This window comes from Streptomyces sp. NPDC059256, assembly GCF_042753785.1.
Taxonomy (GTDB): domain Bacteria; phylum Actinomycetota; class Actinomycetes; order Streptomycetales; family Streptomycetaceae; genus Streptomyces.
Genome location: NZ_JBHYZO010000004.1, coordinates 145734 through 161816 on the forward strand (window position 1 = coordinate 145734; position 16083 = coordinate 161816).

Genomic DNA, 16083 nt, shown 5'->3' on the forward strand with positions numbered 1-16083 from the left:
GCCTTCGGGGGCATCCGCGAGATATGACCGGACCCAGGGGAACACAGAGCGAAGGGGGTACCCCGGCAGGCGCTGTCTCGGCGGATGCTTCGGGTGCTCCATGGCGTACGACGGCCCTGCGGCTGCTGATCATGGCGGTGGCTCTGGCGGCACTGGTCGTGTTCTCGGTGGTGCTGGCCAGACTGACCCTGACCCCCTCGACGGCATCGGCCGACATCGCCGGAGCCAATCTCCAGCCCGGTAGGTCATTGCGGCAGTACGCCGAGGAGTACACCTTCCTCGCCGCCTGCAAGCAGGTCGGCGGCAATCTGCTGCTTGGCGCCCCGTTCGGACTGCTCCTGCCGTTGCTCGTGCCCCGCAAGCTGCGGATGCTCCGGGTCCTGGTGCTGACCGCGGTGGTGATGATCTTCGTGGAGCTGACGCAGGGGGCGCTGGTGGAAGGCCGTGCCTTCGACGTGGACGACGTCATCCTCAACACCAGCGGTGCATTGATCGCCTATCTCCTCCTGGGGCGGCGGATCAGCCATCGCTTCCACACCCTGGCCGAGCCGACCCCGTCCCGGGGCGCCATGGACCCGAGGGGCACCGAACCCGGCCGGGAGACGGACGACCGGCAGGGCGAACCGGCCACGCCCGCCCCCTCGCTGAGCAAGCCGGCCCCGCAGAGCAAGCCGGCGGCCCCCGGCGCCGGCCGGACCAAGGCGCTGACCCGGCTCAGGCTCAGGTTCCGGGACGGATTCAGCTCGGATCGTCCGCGAGTTCCGCGACGCCCGTGATGCGGTGCAGCGGATAGGTGCGGACCTCGTCGGCCGTGTGGTCGTACGCGGTGACGAAGCCGCCCTCGACCCGCACCGGGGCGATCACCCGCTGGCTCGCCGATCCTTCCGCGTTCACATAACCGATCCAGACCGCCGACCCCGTCATGGCAGCCGCCTGAACCGTGGCGAGGGTCTCGGCCGGAGTGGAGCGGGGCAGTTCGCCGCCCTTCGGCTGGGGCGCATCGGACGCCACCGGCTTCAGGGCCACCGTCGCCGCCAGATCGCCGGCCCGGATCGCCTTGACCGCCGCTCCGAGCAGGGTCGAATCCGGCACCGGCGGACCGTCGGGCACCGGAGTGGGCGGGGTGCGCGGCGGGGTGCGGCGGGCATGGGCGCGGGCGATCATCACATCGCCGTCCGACGACTCGGCGGCGGGTGCGTACCCGAGGCCGCGCAGTCCGGTGAGCAGCCCCGCCGGGTCGGCCTGGGCGGCGAGCACGGTGGGGGCGATGCGCCGCAGGCCCAACGGCTGCGAGCGCCGGTCCGCGAGGATCTCGTCCAACAGCGCCTCGTCGTCGCAGCGCACATACGCGGAGGCCGAACCGACCCGTAGGTGACCGTGGCGACGGGCCATGTCGTCGATGAGATAGCTCAGCGGCTGGGGAACCGGGGTACGGGAGTGCGCGGCCAGGAAGGCATGCAGATCGGATGCCGAACGGCCGGCGTCCAGAGCGCGGCGCACCGAACCGGGCGTGAAGCGGTAGACGGTCGCACCGCCCTTGGACTCGACGTCCGCGAGGACCGCGAGGGTCTCCGCGAGGGGCCGCTCCAGCGGGCCCGGCGCGACGGCGGTCAGGTCGGCCTGGAGCAGGACGTGGTCGAGCGGGTTGGGCAGCAGGGGGGTGAGGACGCTTGCGGCGGTCCGGGCCGGATCGGCCACTCCCGGTTCGGAAGACGGCTCTTCCGAACCGGGAGTGGCCGACAGCAGCGCCCGGCCGTGGCTCGCCAGTGCGCCCCGACCGGTCACGCCCAGGGATTCCGCCTCCGCCAGGGTCCAAGACGCGATCTTGGAGCGCAGGTCGACCGGGCCGCTCGCACGGTCGGCGGGATGGCCGCTGGTGAGGGTGTTGCTCGGGGTCTGCGACCGCAGCGGGCGCTCCCAGTGCAACCGTGCCAGCAGGGTCTGCGGAACCGGGGCCGTGCCCTCGGGCAGTGCGGCCAGCAGCTCCAGCACCCGCCGTCGGGTCTCCACGGTCGCCGAACGGTCCAGGTCGGGACCGAGCACCGCATAGGTGCGGCCCTTGCCGTCCAAGCTGCCCACCAGGCCGGACGTACGCGTCGCCGTGAGCCAGGCACGCGCCAGCTCGGCCCAGCGTGCGGCGGGGGCGAGGGTGAGCCATTCGTCGTAGGCGGGCGTGGGGGCGTACCGCTCGTCCGCTTCTCCGTCGGATGCGAGGAGCCCGGCCGCGTACGCCAACTCCAACCAGAAGGCGGCCATCGCCTCGGTGGTGTCGAGCGCGGTCGCGGTCCGCTTGAGGTCGCGCACCGAGAGTCCACCGGCGCGCAGCACGGCGGGTCCGCCCTCATGCCAGTCCTGGAGCAGGTCCTCGACGGTCGTCAGGGCGGTGAGCGCCTGACCCGCCGCCGTGGCGTCCACGAGCTGTGGACGGCCCTCGCCCAGCGCTGAGACGGCCGGTTCGACCGCGGGCGGTACCGGCTCGGGAGTGCGGTGGGCCCGCCCTGCGCGCAGATGGAGCGCCACTTCGCGCGGCAGGACCATCGTCCGCGGCGAGGTGGGCAGCAGCAGTCCGCGATCGCGCAGCCAGCGCACCGGTGGTGTCGGACTGGACGTCACCTCGCCGTACGGGGGTCCCCAGACGAGTCGGTCCAGCACGGTCAGTGCCTCGGAGGGGGCGGTGTCCAGCAGGGCGGCCATGCGCTCCCGGTCGGTGAACAGCGCCGTCAACCCGGCGACCGCCGACACCGGATCGTGGGTGGTCGGCAGGCCCGCCGCCGCGATGATCTCCTGGAGGCGCCCGGGCGACATCCCGGCCGTGGATTCCGCGACGGTCGGACCGAGCCCGGTGGGAGACGGCCGGCTGGGCGAGGGCGCGAGCAGTTCACGGGCGGTGCGGATCAGCCGCAGCCGGTCATCGCCACCCCACAGCAGCGCCTGGGTGCGCAGCAGCGTCACCGCCCTCGGCAGGGCGGCCTCCACCGCTTCGTTGCCGTCGTCGCCCGCCATCAGGGCCAGGAGCGTTGCGTACGACGCCTGATCGGGCGCCACGGCGACGGCTTCGGCGGTCTGGAGCGTGAACCTGTCGAGCCGTTCCAGAGCGCGCACCACCGAGGCCCTGGTGCCCGCCCGGGTCGCCAGCTGGGTGAGATCGCCGGGGACCGGGGACAACAGGTCGGGGCGTGCGCGCAGCAGGGCCGCGAGCTCCCCGTCGTCTCGGGAGCGCAGGGCCTCGGCCAGTGTGCGCGGGCTGCTTCCTTCGGGTGTGGTCCCCATCCGCCCCACGTTAGCCCCTGGAACGCTACGGTCTGGTGCAGGGCGGGCCGGTCCGGGGAAGACGGGACGGCCCGGGGCAGGGAACGGCAGGGGAAAGCCCGTGGGGATCGAGAGCGATCAGCTCGTCTACGACTATCTGAGCCGGGTCGGAGATCTGGCGCAGCAGCGGCAGTTGCCATCGGGCGCCCGCATGCAGTTGGTGACTTCGCTGCGTGGGGAGATCGATCGGCAGCGGGCCCGTGCGCTGGGTGACGGGCCCGCTTCGGTGCGGCGCATCCTGGGGCGGCTAGGTACCCCGGACGAGGTGGTGAACGCGGTCGGTTCGGGCGATCGGTCCCCGTCCGAGACGACCGAGCCCTTCGCCCCGCAGCAACCCGCTCCACCGCTGGAGGCCGAGGAGCCGCCCGCTACGGCTGCTCCGCCCGCTCCTCCGGCGCCCTCGCCGATCGAGCCTGAGAAGCCGGCGCGCCGTCGGATTCCGCGCCCGCGGAGTTGGCTGACCAAGTCCGACACCGTCGCACCGGAACCGGTGCCGGATCCGCTGTTCCCCGATGGCGGGCTGCCCCCGCACCAGGCGGAGCCGGGCGAATTCGGGGATGTGGACCCGGGCCCGGACGTCGACTGGTGGCGCATCGAGTCGACGCCGTTCGGGGTGGGCGAGCAGGTGCCCGGCTTCACGGGCGGGGTGGAGATCCCGGAAATACTGAAACCCCCGCCGGAGGAGGAAGAGGAGGCCGGGGCCACCGAGGAGGACGAAGCAGCGGAAGCCGAGGCCCGGAAGCGCTGGTTGCGCTGGGTGCCCGTGCCGCGGTCACTGGCCAAGTTCCGGCGTCGCCCGATCGAAGCCGTGGTCGAGCCCGCGGCTGGCGCGACTGCTGTGGGTACGCGGTTCGGCAGTCCGATGCTGTTGGTGGCCGCCGTCGCCCTGCTGGGGGGCGCCCTTGCCGGCTCGTTGCTCGCACTCGGTCTCGGCTGGTTGCTGGTGTGGGTCTCGCGGAAGCTCACGACCGCTCAGAAGAAGGTCGCCGTCTTCGTTCTGCCCGGTGCCGCGTTGACGGCGGGGCTGGTCTGGCTCTGGGGTCGTTCGGTCGGCCGCTGGGGTGGAGCCGTACCACCGGACGGGATGCGGGACGCGATGGTGGAGACCTGGCCCTGGATGTTGAAGGGGGCGGCGATCGCCTCGGCCCTGTATCTGGTGTGGCGGGCCCGCAAGGTCGTGGAGTGAGTCCTTGCGCGCCGAATGCGCCGCTTACGGGGGTGCGCCGAATACGCCAGGTGCGCCAGGTCTCAGGGGACGGTGCTCTGGCGGACGGTGCTTCGAGGTAAGCGGCCAGCCGCTGGGCCCGCTGGGAGTCCCGACGGAAGGGATGACCGGGACGGGGTCGACGTCGCGCGTGTCGTGCTCCCGCGGCGGGCGGCGAAGGGGCCAGCCGGGGGCGAAGGGCGCGGATCAGCGGATCGGAGGTCGGATCAGCGGCCGGATCAGCGGTCGGGAGGTGCGGACGCACCGGCACAATGGACCCCATGGCTCCAGATCCGTCGACTCCACCGCTCACCATTGGCTTCGACCTCGATATGACGCTCATCGATTCCCGGCCCGGTATTCACGCCGCCTTCACGGCGCTCTCCGCCGAGACCGGTGTCTGGATCGATGCCGATCTCGCGGTGAGCCGGCTCGGTCCGCCATTGGATCAGGAACTGGCGCACTGGTTCCCGGAGAAGCACATTCAAGCCATGGGCGATCGGTACCGAGAGCTCTATCCCGACTATGCGATCGCCCCCACGAAGGCCCTTCCGGGGGCCCGTGAGGCGGTGGCCGCGGTGCAGGGCGTCGGGGGGCGGGCGATCGTCGTCACCGCCAAGCACGAGCCCAACGCCCGGCTTCACCTCGCCCACCTCGGCATCGCCCCGGACGCGGTGATCGGATGGCTGTGGGCGGAGGGCAAGGCGCTGGCGCTGCGTGAGTACGGGGCCAGCGTGTACGTCGGGGACCACCTCGGGGACATCAGGGGAGCGCGCACAGCGGGAGCCCTCGCCGTGGCGGTGCCCACCGGTCCGTGCAGCCGTGCCGAACTGCACGACGGCGGTGCCGATGTGGTGCTCGACGATCTCCTGGCCTTCCCCGACTGGCTGCGCGCGTACGCCGAGGCAGCGGGCCGGGCTAGCTCCGACTCTGGTACCGACTCCGGCTCTGGTTCCGGTTCCGGCTCCGGCACCGGCTCCGGCTCCGGCTCCCACGATGTGACGCCCGGCTTGTGATGCCCTTTTGGGGCGCCATCGCCCCCGCGTCCTGAGGCACGCTCACAGCGCGCGGCGACCCCGTAGCCGCACGGCCCGGCAGTTGCACTAGGAGAGGGACCGTGCCGCCCGTCGCTGGGCCGCGATCGACCGCAGCACACCCGCCGCGGCGATCATGAAGCCGACGCCCATCAACATGCACACCGCGTAGGCGACCGGCGGAAACGGCTCGGTTCCCAGGAAGAGCGGGGCGAAGGTGACCAAAGTGGCCACTGCGCCGACGATGAAGACGATGGCTCCGATGCGGACGAGTCGGTCACCCGGGTCGGAAGGAGTAGCAGTCATCCGGCCAGGGTAGTTCCCGGCGTCAGGGAACCGTTCGGGGGCGTCGGATCGTCGCCGCTGAGCCGCTGAGCCGCTGAGCCGCTGAGCCGCTGAGCCGCTGAGCCGCTGAGCCGCTGAGCCGCTGAGCCGCTGAGCCGCTGAGCCGCTGAGCCGCCTCCAGGGCGTGGCCCGGTCGACCGTGCCGATCGCGTCGAGCCGTTGCCGTGTGGCTGGTGCCCCGGTATCCGGTCTCCGCTTTGAGTGGCGTACCGGGAGTTCCGTACCCGGATCGTTCGCCCGCCGTCCGTACCGCCGCATTGCGGAAAACCGTATCGAGACACCCACGAGTACCGATCGGCCCCCATCAGCCCGGGGGCTCGATCGTCGGGGAAGCTCCTTTTCACCCACTGCGCTCCGGGCCTTGATCGGCTCTCCCCGATTCGCCCGTCCCCTCTCGTTCTCGCGGTGTCGGCGGATGGTTTTCCGATGTCCGTACTCCCACCTGTCGAATCGCCCTCTCGCATTCACCACGGGAGGGGGATTCGCCGTATGCGCGAGGGGTATCCACTGTCCCGGTGTCACCGACATGTGCTGTGATGTGCGTGCCTTCTCGCCTCCGAGCGAGCTGCGATCAATGTCGGCCACCGCCAGTGGCCGGATGGGTGGAGCGGCTTGACGGGGGGTATCAAGCTGGGGAGGCTTCAAACGGCAGGCACGAGCAAGCGCTGGATAGCCTGACCCGCGGAAACAGTGGTTTGGCTGACTGGTGGAATGGGGTGCGTGCTTTGCCTACCGGCAAGGTCAAATGGTTCAACAGTGAGAAAGGCTTCGGCTTTCTCTCCCGCGACGACGGCGGCGACGTCTTCGTGCACTCGTCAGTGCTGCCCGACGGCATCGATTCGCTCAAGCCCGGTCAGCGGGTGGAATTCGGCGTCGTCGCCGGACAGCGCGGCGACCAGGCGCTGTCGGTCACCGTCCTCGACCCCACTCCCTCCGTCGCTGCCGCCCAACGGCGCAAGCCCGATGAACTGGCGTCGATCGTCCAGGACCTGACGACCCTGTTGGAGAACATCACTCCGATGTTGGAGCGCGGTCGCTACCCCGACAAGGTCCACGGCAAGAAGATCGCGGGTCTGCTCAGGGCGGTGGCGGATCAGCTCGACGTCTGAGTCCCGTACGCCCGAATCCGATGCGCAGCCCCGGCCGGTGTCCGGCCGGGGCTTTCACACGAACGCGAGAGCACGCGGGCCGAGGGGCGGTACGAGTCCCTCGGCCGCTGCGCGTGTCAGCAGTCCGCGCACGGCCGCGTAGCCGTCCTCGCCGAGGTCGGCAGTGAACTCGTTGACGTACAGGCCGATGTGCTGGTCGGCGACGGCCGGTGACATCTCCTGGGCGTGCGCTCGCACATAGGGCCGGGACGCTTCCGGATCGTCCCAGGCCATCCGTACGGACGTACGGATCGTCGTGGCGAGTTGGAGGAGCTTGTCCTCACCCAGCGAACGCTTGGCGATGATGGCGCCCAGGGGGATGGGCAGGCTGGTGGTGGACTCCCAGTGCTCCCCGAGGTCGGCGAGGCGGTGCAGTCCGTAGTTCTGGTAGGTGAACCGGGCCTCGTGGATCACCAGACCGGCGTCCACCTTCCCCTCCTGGACCGCGGGCATGATCTCGTGGAACGGCATCACGACGACCTGTCCCACCCCGCCGGGCACCAGGTCCGCGGCCCACAGCCGGAAGAGCAGATACGCCGTCGAGCGCTCGCTCGGGACCGCGACCGTCTTGCCCGTCAGATCCATCCCCGGGGTGCGGGTGAGCACCAACGGGCCGCAGCCACGCCCCAGCGCGCCGCCGCAGGGCAGCAGGGCGTAGTCCTCCAGGACCCAGGGCAGCACCGCATAGGACACCTTGAGGACATCGAACCCGCCACGCTCGGCCATGCCGTTGGTGATGTCGATGTCGGCGAACGTCACATCGATGGCGGGCGCCGCGGGCACCCTGCCATGGGCCCAGGCATCGAAGACGAAGGTGTCGTTGGGGCAGGGCGAGTACGCGATGCGCAAGGTCACGGCGACTCCTCCAGGAGCGGGCGAAGGGCATGGAAGGCGCCCTCCAACGAGGAAAGGGCCTCTTTGATGCGCCAGGCCGAGCGGTCCCGCGGGCCCACCGCATTCGAGATCGCCCGGATCTCCAGTACCGGAACGTTCTGCGCGGCGGCTGCTTCGGCGACGCCGAAACCCTCCATCGCCTCGGCGCCAGCGCCCGGATGACGGGAGCTCAGCTCGGCGGCGCGGGCGGCGGTACCGGTGACGGTCGAGACCGTGAGCACGGGTGCGTGGAGCGCACCGATCGCCCGCGCGGCGCGGGCGGCGAGGGCTGCGGGCGGGCGGTGGGTCGAGTGCCCGAAACCGAGCTCGACGACCGGGATGAAGCCGTCGGGAGTCTGGGCCCCGAGGTCGGCGGCGACGATGGCGTCGGCGACGACCAGCGAACCGACGGGAGCCTGGGGCTGGAAGCCTCCGCCGATGCCCGCCGAGACGACCAGGTCGTACGAGCCCTTGGCCAGGGCGGTCGCGGTGGCCGCCGCTGCGGCGCCGGGACCGACGCCACCCGCCAGGACCTCCACCCGGTGCTCCGGGTCATGACGGTCCAGCAGGGACGCGGGCAGGGCGGCGGTGACGGAGTCCGCCTCCGCCGCCACTGCGGTCACGACGAGTACGCGCACGCTCGGCCTCCCGGCGTCAGGACTTCGTCACTTCTTCTCCAGCGTGAAGTGCCAGATGCCCAGGACCTTCTTGCCCTTCTGCTCCATGATGCTCACGTTCACCTTGTTGACCGGTTCCCCGGTCTGCGAGGCGAAGAAGGCGCTGGCGGGGATGGTCCGGTACGTGTTCTTGTACGGCTCCTCCTCGGCGCGCTGTCCTCCGAGGAAGAGCACCCAGCCGTTCTCCGCGATCTCGGTGTCGACACCGAAGCGGATCTTGTCGTCCAGCGCGACCTTGACGGTCTTTCCGCTGGACTTGGAGAGACAGCCCTGGACCTTGGACTCCGCGAGGGCCTTGCCGTCGTTGTAGCAGGCCGCCTCGGAGTTGACGGAGTCCGTCCCCACCGTGATGGTCGCCAGCGGCGTCGGCTTGTCGCAGGCGGAGAGGACGAGGAGCCCGGCGGAGACGGCACCGATGGTGGCAGCGGCCCGGCGGCGCTTGCCCGAGAAGAACGCAACGGTCATGGCCGAAAGGCTATCGGTCCCACCGCGCCTGGTTGTGTGGGGGTCCGGCGCGCCGTCCGCACGCCGTGCCGGACCGCCGCTTTTCAGGGATCGCCGACCGGGTGTCGTGGCGTTCCCGGCAGCGATGGACGGGCGCGCCGTGCCGCACCGGTTCGATTCCCTGGTCGTGGTCCTGGTCGTCGGAGCTGGCTGCGCCGTCCGTGCTGTCGTTCCTGGCTGGTGGCTGGTGGCTGGTGGCTGGTGGCTGGTGGCTGGTGGCTGGCGGTGCCTGGCGCCGGTTGGCGGTGTTCGTGCCGTTCCGCGCTATGCCACGCGTGGCCGGGCGTTGCCGCTGCCGCTGCCCCGGGCCGCCTCCAGCAGCCCCCGTACCGATGCGGTCGCTCCGGTGAAGACGATGGCGGCTGCCACGGACATGCCCAGCACTCCGTTCAACGGCAGCACGATGCCAATCGCCCCACCCACCACCCATGACATCTGCAACAGGGTCTCCGACCGGGCGAAAGCGGACGTGCGGATCTCCTCCGGGACGTCCCGCTGGATCGTCGCGTCCAGCGACAGCTTCGCCAGCGCCTGGCACAGACCCGCCGTCGCCCCCAGAACCGCCACCATTCCGGCACCGAAGAAGATCGCCGCCAGGATCGCCGCCGTCAGGACCAGGCCCTGCACCGTCGCGATGATCATTTCCGGAGCGCGGGCCTTGAGCCAGGCGCCCACCGTGGTCCCCAGCGCATTGCCCAGCCCCGCCGCGACACCCACTATCCCCAGGGACAGGGCGGCACTCTGCCCATCCAGCGGGTGTTCGCGCAGGAGGAAGGCCAGGAAGAAGATCAAGAATCCGGAGAGCATCCGGAACCCCGCGTTCGCCTGGAGTCCGTGCACCACGGACGGGCCCACCGACCGCAGGCTCGGCTTCTTCTCGCCGTGCGCGAGGATGCGGACCTTGTGCTCCCCCTTGGCCGAGTCGACCTTGGGCGGCATCCGCAGGGCCCAGTAGGTGCCCAGGAGGAAGAGCACGCACGCCCCGTACAGCGGCCACTGGTGCCCCACCTGTTGCAGGCCGGCAGCGATGGGCGCGGCGGCGCCCGTGGCGAGCAGGCCCGCCAGGGTGACCCGGGAGTTCGCTTTCACCAGGGAGAACCCGGGTGGCAGCAGTCGTGGCACGACCGCGCTGCGGACCACTCCGTACGCCTTGGACGCGACCAGCACCCCCAGTGCCGCCGGATACAGCTCCAGCCCTCCCGTCGCCACCAGTACCGACATCATCACCGCCAGCACGGCCCGCGTCAGCATGGCCCCGGCCATCGCCGCGCGCCTGCCGTGGGGAATGCGGTCCAGCAGCGGTCCGATCACCGGTGCCAGCAGTGCGAAGGGCGCGAGGGTGATCGCGAGGTAGAGCGTGACCCGTCCGCGCGCCTCGTCCGTCGGTACGGAGAAGAAGACGGTGGATGCCAGGGCAACGGTGATCATGACGTCGCCGGCGCCGTTCACCGCGTGCAGTTCGATCAGTTTGCCGAGGCCCGACTCGCCCGCGCCGTGTGCGTGGGTGGCCTTGCGGATGCCGCGCGCCGTGCCCGTGAACGGGAGGTGGAGCGCACGGCCGATCGCCCGGCCCGCTCGTGCGAACGGGCCGGACCTGTCAGACGAGCTCGCGGCTGCCACCTGGCCATAGTGCCCCAAGGGCGGGCCGTAGGAGGTCCGATGCGATGTTGTCCCGGTGTACGGGGCGATCATGTCTGCCCGTACGGACCGCCGGGCGCCGCGGTGTGGACAGTCGTTGCGCGGTGGACGCGCGCAGGTCGCCGGCGGGGACCTCCGGCGACTCGTTGATGTCTCGTTGATGTCTCAGGGACGTCTCAGTGGTCGCTGATCAGCTCTTGATCGGCCCCTTCTTGGAGCGCGCAGGTGGGCTCGGCGCTGTGGAGGGGGTAGCGTGCGTAGGGCGCCACCGGCGATTGTTCTCGGCCGCGCTCCTCTTCGGCATCCCGCAGAATGGATGACGGTAGGTGTGCCCGGGACGCTTTGGTTCGGGCGCGGACGTCGATGCGGCCCCCTGGTCCGCTCCGCCTGCGGCTCGAACCTCACGAATCGGTCGGCGCACCCGTGAGACGGCGTAGGAGAGAAGCGAGACCTGTGAGTGCTGCGACGACGCGAAGCCGTACCCCCGACCGCCTGTGCGCCGAGGCGGTAGACCTCGCCAGGGAGGCGGCCGAGGAGGCCGCGGCCCCGGGGGTGGTGGGTGAGCATGTGTCCCTGGTCTCCGAGGGGGACCGTGTCGTCACGCACTTCTTCGAGTCCAAGGAACTGGGCTATCGGGGGTGGCGCTGGGCGGTGACCGTCGCCCGGGCGTCGCGGGCCAAGCTCGTCACCGTCGATGAAACCGTCCTGCTGCCGGGCCCGGATGCGCTGCTGGCCCCCGAATGGGTGCCGTGGAGCGAGCGGCTGCGACCGGGTGACATGGGCCCAGGCGATCTGCTGCCCACCGAGGCGGAGGATCTGCGGCTGGAGCCGGGCTTCACCGGCGAGGACGCACCACCGCCGAATTCGATCATCGCTGAGACCTCCCACGACCTGGTCGAACGCGTCGACGCGGAGGACGCGGAGCTCGTCGACCGGGCGCCCGCGGACACGGTCCTCAATGCGCGGGGCGAGCTCGCGGCCATCGCCGAGGAGCTCGGAATGCGCCGGGCGCGGGTGCTGTCCCGCTATGGCCTCCACATCGCAGCGGACCGCTGGGACGAGTCCTTCGGGCCGAAGACCCCCATGGCGCAGGCAGCTCCGGCGGCCTGTGTGACCTGCGGATTCCTCGTACCCCTCGCGGGATCGCTCCGGCAGGCGTTCGGGGTGTGCGCCAATGAGTTCTCACCTGCCGACGGTCGGGTGGTGTCCCTCGGCTATGGGTGCGGTGGACATTCGGAGGCCGCGGTGATGCCCAAGCCGCCACAGCCCGCGCCACCGGTCTTCGACTCCATGGGGACGGATGAGTTCCGGCTCCACCCGGACCGGGAGGCCGCTTCGGTGTCCTCGGCCACGCAGGGTGCCGAAGGCGAAGACGAAGACGAAGACCTGGGCCACTCCTGATCCTGGGTGGGTCCACTTCTCGTCCTGCGCCGGGGCCACTTTGGTCCTGCGCCGGGCCACTTCTGGTCGCGGGCCCGGGCGATGGCGGCCCGGGCCCAGGGCTTCCTGCCCTCGCCGTCGACGGCCAGAACACGGTCCGTGACCTTGCCGTAGGAGGGTCGGACTACTGGCGCCCGTGTCGGCGTCCGTTTCCGGGTACGTCGGCCCCGACGCGGCCGTTTCGCGGTACGAAGGTTCCTGCGTCCGCATGCCCGTGCGCATCGGGAAGCCATCTGGTTTCGGCCATGTTCGAGCCGTGTTCAGGACGGACCGGGTGACACGACTGTTCGCCCGGACGGGCGCTGGTACTCGCTGACGATTCCGTACGGCGGTCACGGCAGGCACCGAAGACACGACCGCCACGACAGGCACCACAGGCACGACCGCCACGACAGGCACCACAGGTGGTTCGCACCCCCTCGAACCCGCCCGTGGGCACAGACCCCATGACAGGGAGTCGGGTCCCGCCTCCTGGCGCCGATCAGCGGGGTCGGGTCCCCGTCGTCCGGTGGGGAGCCCGGTCGGGGGTACGCGTGCGACGAGAAGTTTCCGCGCCCCGCCCGCCGAACCAGCCAACCGGCTCTGACCAGCCGGCACCTCCCCGCACCGGACCGACCGACACCGGCGCACGATAGCGTCACCTCCCTTGCCGGGAGCGATTCCCACGACCCAGGCAGTACCTTCGGCCCCAGTAGGGCCGAAGGCGACAGCGTTACCAGAAAGAGCGGAGTCACACCGTGAGCGTCACGACCACCGAGGGCGCCGACCCGTTCGAGACCGCACGGCTGCGACGCGGCGTGCTCGACGCCTGGCGCGCCAGCCCCGCCAGGTTCCGCGAGGACGCCAATGCGGAAGAGGACCTGGTCCTCGGCGGCTACCGTGACCGGCTCGTCGTCGAACTCGCCCAGAACGCGGCCGATGCCGCCGCCCGCACCGGCGAACTCGGCCGACTGCGGCTCACCCTCAAGCCCGCCGTGGGCGACACCCCCGCCGTCCTGGCCGCCGCCAACACCGGCGCACCCCTTGACGCGGTCGGTGTGGAATCCCTCAGCACCCTGCGCGCCTCCGCCAAACGTGATGCAGCGGACAGCAGCGTCGGCCGGTTCGGCGTCGGATTCGCCGCGGTGCTCGCCGTCAGCGACGAACCCGCGGTCGTCGGCCGGCACGGAGGAGTGCGCTGGTCACTCGCCGAAGCACGCGATCTCGTCGACGAAGCAGCCGGCACCAGCCCCGGGCTCGGCGAGGAGCGCCGTCGGCGCGACGGCCATGTGCCCCTGCTGCGTCTCCCCCTGCCAGCCGAGGGCACCGCACCCGACGGCTATGACACCGTCGTCGTCCTTCCCCTGCGCGACGGTTCGGCGGCGGACCTCGTCGAACGCCTGCTGGCCGATGTGGACGACGCCCTCCTGCTCACCCTCGCCGGACTCGCCGAAGTCGTGATCGAGACGCCCGACGGAGTACGCACCCTGCGGCGCTCGGAGCAGGCGCCCCACATCCACATCGAGGACAGCGAACGCGGCGACCGGCGCTGGCGGGTCGTCAGCCACAGCGGAGACATCGCTCCCGAACTGCTCGCCGACCGCCCGGTGGAGGAGCGTCTCCGGCCGCACTGGACGCTCACCTGGGCCGTTCCCGTCGATGCCGAAGGCGCTCCCGACCGGCCGCGCACCGCACCCGTCGTCCATGCGCCCACGCCCACCGACGAGCCGTTGGGCGTGCCCGCCCTGCTCATCGCGTCACTGCCGCTGGACACCACCCGCCGACACCCCGCGCCCGGTCCGCTCACCGACTTCCTCGTCGAACGGGCCGCCGACGCCTACGCCGAACTGCTCGGCAGCTGGCAACCGGTGACCCGCGCCACCATCGACCTGGTTCCCGGGCCCCTCGGCAAGGGCGGACTGGACGGTGCCCTGCGCGAGGCGATCCTGCGGCTCCTGCCGCGCACGGCCTTCCTGGAAGCCGCCGCACCCCGCGGAGAGGCCGACTACCCCGAGCCGACCGACACCGGACTGCCGGACCGTCAGGTCCCCGGTGCGCTGCGCCCGATCGAAGCGGAAGTCCTCGAAGGCGCCGGTGCGGAAACCGTCCAGGTGCTCTCCGAGGTGCTGCCGAGCCTGCTGCCCGCCGGGCTGGAGCGCCGGGTGGAGCTGCGTACCCTCGGGATCGCCCGCGTACCGCTGACCGAGGCCATCGACCGGCTCGCCGGCCTCGAACGCGATACCGACTGGTGGCGGCGGCTGTACGACAGCCTGGCCGGCGTCGACCCCGACCGGCTCTCGGGGCTGCCGGTACCGCTCGCCGACGGACGTACCGTCATCGGTCCCCGGCAGACCCTCCTGCCGCTCGCCGACACCCCGCCGCGGCTCGCCCGACTCGGCCTCAAGGTCGTCCACCCGGATGCCGCACATCCGCTGCTTGAGAAGCTCGGCGCGCTGCCCGCGACCCCGCGCGCCGTACTGACGACGCCCCAGGTGCGGGCGGCCGTCGCCGGTTCCCTCGACGAGGGCGAGCTCTTCGACTTCGGCGACGAGGACGCCCCCGACGCGGAGGAGCTCGCCGACACCGTGCTCGCGCTGGTCCGGGACGCCGACCTCGAACCGGGCGACGAGCCCTGGCTCGGGGCGCTCGCCCTGCCCGACGAGGAGGGCGAACTCGCACCGGCCGGCGAACTGGTCTTCCCCGGGAGCCCGTTCGCGCTGGTCATGCGACGTGATGAGTTGGCCCTGTGCGACGGTGACCTGGCCGCCCGCTGGGGCGAGCAACCGCTGGCCGCCTGTGGAGTGCTCGCCGACTTCGCCCTCGTGCGGGCCACCGACGTGGTCCTCGACCCCGATGAGCTGGAGCCCCGCGAAGGCGACTACGCGGAACCCGATGACGCGGGGCTGCTCGACGCGATCGACGTCTGGTGCGAGGACGTGCTCGACCGGCTGCCCGAAACCGCGGTCCCGCCCGTCGCGACGGAGATCGTCGCCGTGCGGGACCTCGAACTGGTCGACGACGACTGTTGGCCCCAGGCACTCGCCCTGCTGGCCAGGCCGCCGCTGCGGGACGCGCTGACCCAACCCGTCCGCGTGCTCCTGCCGGACGGCACGACGCAGACCGTGCGTTCCCACACCGCCTGGTGGCTGCGGGACCACCCCGTCCTCGACGGTCGGCGGCCGGCCGGTCTGCGGGCCGCGGGCGGCGATCCCCTGCTCGACGGAGTGTACGAAGCCGTGGACGCGACGGGCTTCGACGATGTGCAGGTGCTGCGGGCACTGGGAGTGCGGACCTCGCTCGGCGCACTCCTCGACGAGCCCGGTGGCGCGGCCGAACTGCTCGGCCGGTTGGCCGACCCCGATCTGCCGGTGCACCCAGCTCAGCTGCACGGCCTCTACACGGCACTGGCCGACCTCGATCCGGAACAGGTCACCCTGCCCGATGACCTACGGGCCGTGGTGGACGGTGACGTCCGGGTCGTCGACGCCCGCGACGCGGTGGTCGCCGACACCCCCGACCTGCTGCCTCTCGCCGATGGGCTGCCCCTGCTGCCGGTGGCTCCCGACCGCGCCGCGGATCTGGCGGAGCTGTTCCAGGTGCGCCGCCTCAGCGAGACCGTCACGGCGGAGGTCACGACGGACGGCGAGGAGCACGAGGTCCCCGAGTCGGTACGGGTGCTCCTGGGGCCGCTCGTACCGCGCAGCTACATCGAGCACGAGGAGCTCATCGCCGGCGGGGTGGAGCTCCAGTGGCGACGCACCCCGGACGGGGTCCTGCACGCGGCGACGCTGGAGGGCGTGGCGGCTGGACTGGCCTGGGCGGCGGGCCAGTGGCCGCGTCGCTTCGAGGTCGCCGCACTGTTGGAGGACCCGTCCCGTACGGCCGAACTGGGCCGCGACCGCTGGTTCGACCCCCTGCGCTGACCGCTCGCG

The 16083-nt window shown here is 71.5% G+C and carries 12 protein-coding genes; 6 read left to right on the forward strand and 6 right to left on the reverse strand.

Annotation, left to right across the window (positions count from 1 at the left end; all coding sequences use genetic code 11):
• Nucleotides 1-131: 131 nt before the first annotated feature.
• Nucleotides 132-776, forward strand: coding sequence for a VanZ family protein (locus ACFXJL_RS12160; RefSeq protein WP_384692107.1), 645 nt, complete (start codon nt 132-134; stop codon nt 774-776).
• Here the strand turns inward: ACFXJL_RS12160 and ACFXJL_RS12165 are convergent.
• Nucleotides 739-3270 carry a helicase C-terminal domain-containing protein gene (locus ACFXJL_RS12165; protein WP_358877107.1) on the reverse strand — a complete coding sequence of 844 codons (2532 nt, stop codon included), beginning with the start codon at nt 3268-3270 and terminating at the stop codon, nt 739-741. The genes ACFXJL_RS12160 and ACFXJL_RS12165 overlap by 38 nt on opposite strands.
• Before the next feature lie 100 nt (nt 3271-3370).
• On the opposite strand from ACFXJL_RS12165, the gene ACFXJL_RS12170 reads away from it, so the two are divergent.
• Both ACFXJL_RS12170 and ACFXJL_RS12175 read left to right on the forward strand, forming a co-directional pair.
• The gene (locus ACFXJL_RS12170; protein ID WP_384691598.1) at nt 3371-4495 is read left to right on the forward strand and encodes a hypothetical protein; all 1125 of its coding nucleotides are present in this window, start codon (nt 3371-3373) and stop codon (nt 4493-4495) included.
• A 299-nt stretch (nt 4496-4794) separates the two neighbouring features.
• Nucleotides 4795-5529 carry an HAD family hydrolase gene (locus tag ACFXJL_RS12175; RefSeq protein WP_384691601.1) on the forward strand — a complete coding sequence of 245 codons (735 nt, stop codon included), beginning with the start codon at nt 4795-4797 and terminating at the stop codon, nt 5527-5529.
• Nucleotides 5530-5616: 87 nt separating this feature from the next.
• On the opposite strand, the gene ACFXJL_RS12180 is transcribed toward ACFXJL_RS12175, so the two are convergent.
• Nucleotides 5617-5853, reverse strand: coding sequence for a hypothetical protein (locus ACFXJL_RS12180; protein ID WP_329020563.1), 237 nt, complete (start codon nt 5851-5853; stop codon nt 5617-5619).
• 764 nt (nt 5854-6617) lie between these two features.
• On the opposite strand from ACFXJL_RS12180, the gene ACFXJL_RS12185 reads away from it, so the two are divergent.
• Nucleotides 6618-7001 (forward strand): cold-shock protein, encoded by a 384-nt coding sequence (locus ACFXJL_RS12185; RefSeq protein ID WP_329027583.1) that lies wholly within the window; start codon nt 6618-6620, stop codon nt 6999-7001.
• Nucleotides 7002-7055: 54 nt separating this feature from the next.
• Here the strand turns inward: ACFXJL_RS12185 and ACFXJL_RS12190 are convergent, their stop codons facing one another.
• The 4 genes from ACFXJL_RS12190 to ACFXJL_RS12205 form a co-directional block, all read right to left on the reverse strand.
• Nucleotides 7056-7895: a 1,4-dihydroxy-6-naphthoate synthase gene (locus ACFXJL_RS12190; protein WP_384691604.1), complete on the reverse strand. Its 840-nt coding sequence runs from the start codon at nt 7893-7895 to the stop codon at nt 7056-7058.
• Nucleotides 7892-8551 carry a futalosine hydrolase gene (locus ACFXJL_RS12195; RefSeq protein WP_384691606.1) on the reverse strand — a complete coding sequence of 220 codons (660 nt, stop codon included), beginning with the start codon at nt 8549-8551 and terminating at the stop codon, nt 7892-7894. The genes ACFXJL_RS12190 and ACFXJL_RS12195 overlap by 4 nt, the downstream gene beginning before the upstream one ends.
• A gap of 27 nt (nt 8552-8578) precedes the next feature.
• Nucleotides 8579-9055: a DUF2771 domain-containing protein gene (locus tag ACFXJL_RS12200; protein WP_329020556.1), complete on the reverse strand. Its 477-nt coding sequence runs from the start codon at nt 9053-9055 to the stop codon at nt 8579-8581.
• A 303-nt stretch (nt 9056-9358) separates the two neighbouring features.
• A complete protein-coding gene (locus ACFXJL_RS12205) occupies nt 9359-10714 on the reverse strand; it encodes an MFS transporter (RefSeq protein WP_358877112.1) in 1356 nt (451 codons plus the stop codon).
• 471 nt (nt 10715-11185) lie between these two features.
• Here ACFXJL_RS12205 and ACFXJL_RS12210 point away from each other — a divergent pair, with 471 nt between their 5' ends.
• Complete coding sequence (locus ACFXJL_RS12210) at nt 11186-12133, forward strand: DUF3027 domain-containing protein (RefSeq protein ID WP_384691609.1); 948 nt, start codon at nt 11186-11188, stop codon at nt 12131-12133.
• 776 nt (nt 12134-12909) lie between these two features.
• The gene (locus tag ACFXJL_RS12215) at nt 12910-16074 is read left to right on the forward strand and encodes a sacsin N-terminal ATP-binding-like domain-containing protein (RefSeq protein WP_358877114.1); all 3165 of its coding nucleotides are present in this window, start codon (nt 12910-12912) and stop codon (nt 16072-16074) included.
• Nucleotides 16075-16083: the final 9 nt, after the last annotated feature.

Excerpts from the sequence above, each read along its gene's own strand:
- ACFXJL_RS12160 (WP_384692107.1), top strand. The coding sequence starts at position 132 with ATGGCGGTGGCTCTGGCGGCACTGGTCGTGTTCTCGGTGGTGCTGGCC.
- ACFXJL_RS12165 (WP_358877107.1), bottom strand. The coding sequence starts at position 3,270 with ATGGGGACCACACCCGAAGGAAGCAGCCCGCGCACACTGGCCGAGGCC.
- ACFXJL_RS12175 (WP_384691601.1), top strand. The coding sequence starts at position 4,795 with ATGGCTCCAGATCCGTCGACTCCACCGCTCACCATTGGCTTCGACCTC.
- ACFXJL_RS12180 (WP_329020563.1), bottom strand. The coding sequence starts at position 5,853 with ATGACTGCTACTCCTTCCGACCCGGGTGACCGACTCGTCCGCATCGGA.
- ACFXJL_RS12200 (WP_329020556.1), bottom strand. The coding sequence starts at position 9,055 with ATGACCGTTGCGTTCTTCTCGGGCAAGCGCCGCCGGGCCGCTGCCACC.